Annotated in this window: 2 rRNA genes; both read right to left on the reverse strand. The window is 57.7% G+C overall.

What is annotated here, in order from left to right:
- Positions 1–3006 (reverse strand): 23S ribosomal RNA (locus tag AC2CHG_RS29830); the annotation flags it as partial.
- A gap of 375 nt (positions 3007–3381) precedes the next feature.
- Positions 3382–4896: ribosomal RNA gene (locus tag AC2CHG_RS29835) — 16S ribosomal RNA — on the reverse strand.
- Between the last annotated feature and the right edge of the window lie 167 nt (positions 4897–5063).

Here is a 5063-nt window from a genome sequence, read left to right on the forward strand (position 1 = left end):
AATGTGGGTGGGATACCTCATCTTGAAGCGAGCTTCCCGCTTAGATGCTTTCAGCGGTTATCCCTTCCGAACGTAGCTAACCAGCCGTGCCCCTGGCGGGACAACTGGCACACCAGAGGTTCGTCCGTCCCGGTCCTCTCGTACTAGGGACAGCCCTTCTCAAGTATCCTACGCGCACGGCGGATAGGGACCGAACTGTCTCACGACGTTCTAAACCCAGCTCGCGTACCGCTTTAATGGGCGAACAGCCCAACCCTTGGGACCTGCTACAGCCCCAGGATGCGACGAGCCGACATCGAGGTGCCAAACCATCCCGTCGATATGGACTCTTGGGGAAGATCAGCCTGTTATCCCCGGGGTACCTTTTATCCGTTGAGCGACACCGCTTCCACATGCCAGTGCCGGATCACTAGTCCCGACTTTCGTCCCTGCTCGACCTGTCAGTCTCACAGTCAAGCTCCCTTGTGCACTTGCACTCAACACCTGATTGCCAACCAGGCTGAGGGAACCTTTGGGCGCCTCCGTTACCCTTTAGGAGGCAACCGCCCCAGTTAAACTACCCACCAGACACTGTCCCTGAACCGGATAACGGTCCGAAGTTAGATACCCAAATCAACCAGAGTGGTATTTCAAGATTGCCTCCACCCATACTGGCGTATGGACTTCACCGGCTCCCACCTATCCTACACAAGCTAATTCAGATACCAATGTCAAGCTATAGTAAAGGTCCCGGGGTCTTTCCGTCCTGCCGCGCGTAACGAGCATCTTTACTCGTAATGCAATTTCGCCGGGCCTGTGGTTGAGACAGTGGGGAAGTCGTTACGCCATTCGTGCAGGTCGGAACTTACCCGACAAGGAATTTCGCTACCTTAGGATGGTTATAGTTACCACCGCCGTTTACTGGCGCTTAAGTTCTCCGCTTCGCCCCGAAGAGCTAACAGGTCCCCTTAACGTTCCAGCACCGGGCAGGCGTCAGTCCATATACATCGAATTACTTCTTCGCATGGACCTGTGTTTTTAGTAAACAGTCGCTTCCCCCTGCTCTCTGCGGCCATACAACGCTCCACCCGCGCGGGGCTTCACGTCTCCGGCCCCCCTTCTCCCTAAGTTACGGGGGCAATTTGCCGAGTTCCTTAACCACAGTTCGCCCGATCGCCTCGGTATTCTCTACCTGACCACCTGTGTCGGTTTGGGGTACGGGCCGCTAAGAACTCGCTAGAGGCTTTTCTCGGCAGCATAGGATCACTGACTTCACCTGAATCGGCTCGGCATCACGTCTCAGCCTATGTGGTGTGCGGATTTGCCTACACACCGGCCTACACGCTTACCCCGGCACAACCACCGGCCGGGCTCAGCTACCTTCCTGCGTCACCCCATCGCTTGACTACTACCCGCCAGGTTCCCACGCTCCCCACCATTGATCCGAAGACCGCCGGCAGTTCGGGTGGTTAGCACAACGAGGTTCATCAGGGTCGCTCTTTCGCGGGTACGGGAATATCAACCCGTTGTCCATCGACTACGCCTCTCGGCCTCGCCTTAGGTCCCGACTCACCCAGGGCGGATTAGCCTGGCCCTGGAACCCTTGGTCATCCGGCGGAAGGGTTTCTCACCCTTCTTTCGCTACTCATGCCTGCATTCTCACTCGTGCCGCGTCCACAACTGGGTCACCCCGCTGCTTCACCCCCGGCACGACGCTCCCCTACCCATCCACACACCTGCATACCTCATCAAGGAGATACGAAGTTAAAATGTGAATGCCACAGCTTCGGCGGTGTGCTTGAGCCCCGCTACATTGTCGGCGCGGAACCACTTGACCAGTGAGCTATTACGCACTCTTTAAAGGGTGGCTGCTTCTAAGCCAACCTCCTGGTTGTCTATGCGACCCCACATCCTTTTCCACTTAGCACACGCTTAGGGGCCTTAGCTGGTGATCTGGGCTGTTTCCCTCTCGACTACGAAGCTTATCCCCCGCAGTCTCACTGCCGCGCTCTCACTTACCGGCATTCGGAGTTTGGCTGATTTCGGTAAGCTTGTGGGCCCCCTAGACCATCCAGTGCTCTACCTCCGGCAAGAAACACGCGACGCTGCACCTAAATGCATTTCGGGGAGAACCAGCTATCACGGAGTTTGATTGGCCTTTCACCCCTAACCACAGGTCATCCCCCAACTTTTCAACGTTGGTGGGTTCGGCCCTCCACGCGGTCTTACCCGCGCTTCAGCCTGCCCATGGCTAGATCACTCCGCTTCGGGTCTAGAGCATGCGACTAAAAACGCCCTATTCAGACTCGCTTTCGCTACGGCTCCCCCACACGGGTTAACCTCGCCACATGCCACTAACTCGCAGGCTCATTCTTCAAAAGGCACGCCGTCACCCCGCAAGGCTCCGACGGATTGTAGGCGAACGGTTTCAGGTACTATTTCACTCCCCTCCCGGGGTACTTTTCACCATTCCCTCACGGTACTCGTCCGCTATCGGTCACCAGGAAGTATTTAGGCTTACCAGGTGGTCCTGGCAGATTCACGGCAGATTTCAGGAGTCCGCCGCTACTCGGGAACACCCACAGAAGACCAGCAACTTTCACCTACCGGACTATCACCGTCTACGGTCAGCCATTCCAGACTGTTCGACTAGCCACTGACTTTGTAACTCCTCGAGTGCGTGTCAGCACACTCAGCAGGGTCCCACAACCCCGACGACGCAACCCCTGACAGGTATCACACGCCGCCGGTTTAGCCTCAATCCGCTTTCGCTCGCCACTACTCACGGAATCACTATTTGTTTTCTCTTCCTACGGGTACTGAGATGTTTCACTTCCCCGCGTTCCCCCCACACACCCTATGTGTTCAGGTGCGGGTGACATCACATGACTGATGCCGGGTTTCCCCATTCGGACACCCTGGGATCACAGCTTGGTTGACAGCTCCCCCAGGCCTATCGCGGCCTCCCACGTCCTTCATCGGCTCCTGGTGCCAAGGCATCCACCGTTCGCCCTTGACAACTTGACCACAAAGATGCTCGCGTCCACTGTGCAATTCTCAACAAACAACCAACCCACAACCCACAGCCCCACACCTACAACCACCACATGGTTACGGTTTGCGAGACCAGGCCATGCCTGGCGCCTCGACGAGCTCCCGCTCGTCTCCAAGGCTCTGAAACAACAACCGCTCGGGTTGTTCTTTCAGGACCCAACAGGGTGCTTACATCCGTCCCCAGCCGCACCAGAACCCCGTTCCCACCACCCGAAAGCGGCTGTACTAGGAAAACTTCTGGCCGTTGCCGGCGCCGAACTTGCCAGTGTCTCCGCCATCTGAGCACCCCGACCCGACATTCGCGGGCCGCGGGCTCCATGCCACCTTTCGGTGGATGGTGCTCCTTAGAAAGGAGGTGATCCAGCCGCACCTTCCGGTACGGCTACCTTGTTACGACTTCGTCCCAATCGCCAGCCCCACCTTCGACGGCTCCCTCCACAAGGGTTGGGCCACCGGCTTCGGGTGTTGCCGACTTTCGTGACGTGACGGGCGGTGTGTACAAGGCCCGGGAACGTATTCACCGCAGCGTTGCTGATCTGCGATTACTAGCGACTCCGACTTCACGGGGTCGAGTTGCAGACCCCGATCCGAACTGAGACCGGCTTTTTGGGATTCGCTCCACCTCACGGTATCGCAGCCCATTGTACCGGCCATTGTAGCATGCGTGAAGCCCTGGACATAAGGGGCATGATGACTTGACGTCATCCCCACCTTCCTCCGAGTTGACCCCGGCAGTCTTCGATGAGTCCCCGCCATAACGCGCTGGCAACATCGAACGAGGGTTGCGCTCGTTGCGGGACTTAACCCAACATCTCACGACACGAGCTGACGACAGCCATGCACCACCTGTGACCGCCCCCGAAGGACCTGCCATCTCTGACAGTTTTGCGGCCATGTCAAACCCAGGTAAGGTTCTTCGCGTTGCATCGAATTAATCCGCATGCTCCGCCGCTTGTGCGGGCCCCCGTCAATTCCTTTGAGTTTTAGCCTTGCGGCCGTACTCCCCAGGCGGGGCGCTTAATGCGTTAGCTGCGGCACAGGGAACCGGAGAGGCCCCCCACACCTAGCGCCCAACGTTTACAGCGTGGACTACCAGGGTATCTAATCCTGTTCGCTCCCCACGCTTTCGCTCCTCAGCGTCAGTATCGGCCCAGAGACCCGCCTTCGCCACCGGTGTTCCTCCTGATATCTGCGCATTTCACCGCTACACCAGGAATTCCAGTCTCCCCTACCGAACTCTAGCCTGCCCGTATCGACCGCAGGCCTGGGGTTGAGCCCCAGGTTTTCACGGTCGACGCGACAAGCCGCCTACGAGCTCTTTACGCCCAATAAATCCGGACAACGCTCGCGCCCTACGTCTTACCGCGGCTGCTGGCACGTAGTTGGCCGGCGCTTCTTCTGCAGGTACCGTCACTTACGCTTCGTCCCTGCTGAAAGAGGTTTACAACCCGAAGGCCGTCATCCCTCACGCGGCGTCGCTGCATCAGGCTTCCGCCCATTGTGCAATATTCCCCACTGCTGCCTCCCGTAGGAGTCTGGGCCGTGTCTCAGTCCCAGTGTGGCCGGTCGCCCTCTCAGGCCGGCTACCCGTCGTCGCCTTGGTAGGCCATCACCCCACCAACAAGCTGATAGGCCGCGAGCCCATCCCAAGCCGAAAAACTTTCCACCACCAACCATGCGATCGGAGGTCATATTCGGTATTAGCCCCGGTTTCCCGGGGTTATCCCAAAGCCTGGGGCAGGTTGCTCACGTGTTACTCACCCGTTCGCCGCTCGAGTACCCCGAAGGGCCTTTCCGCTCGACTTGCATGTGTTAAGCACGCCGCCAGCGTTCGTCCTGAGCCAGGATCAAACTCTCCAACAAAAATCTTTGTCGAACAGCATCCTGACAACAAAAGTGTTGCCAAAGGAATCCCAACCAGCAACCATCCTCGAAAGAACAGCCACCAGTCCGGGGTATAAAACAATTGGCACTGGCTTTACAAGCACCCTGTTGAGTTCTCAAAGAACAACCACACACCAACCAGAAGC

It is taken from the genome of Micromonospora sp. ATLC20 (genome assembly GCF_057196585.1).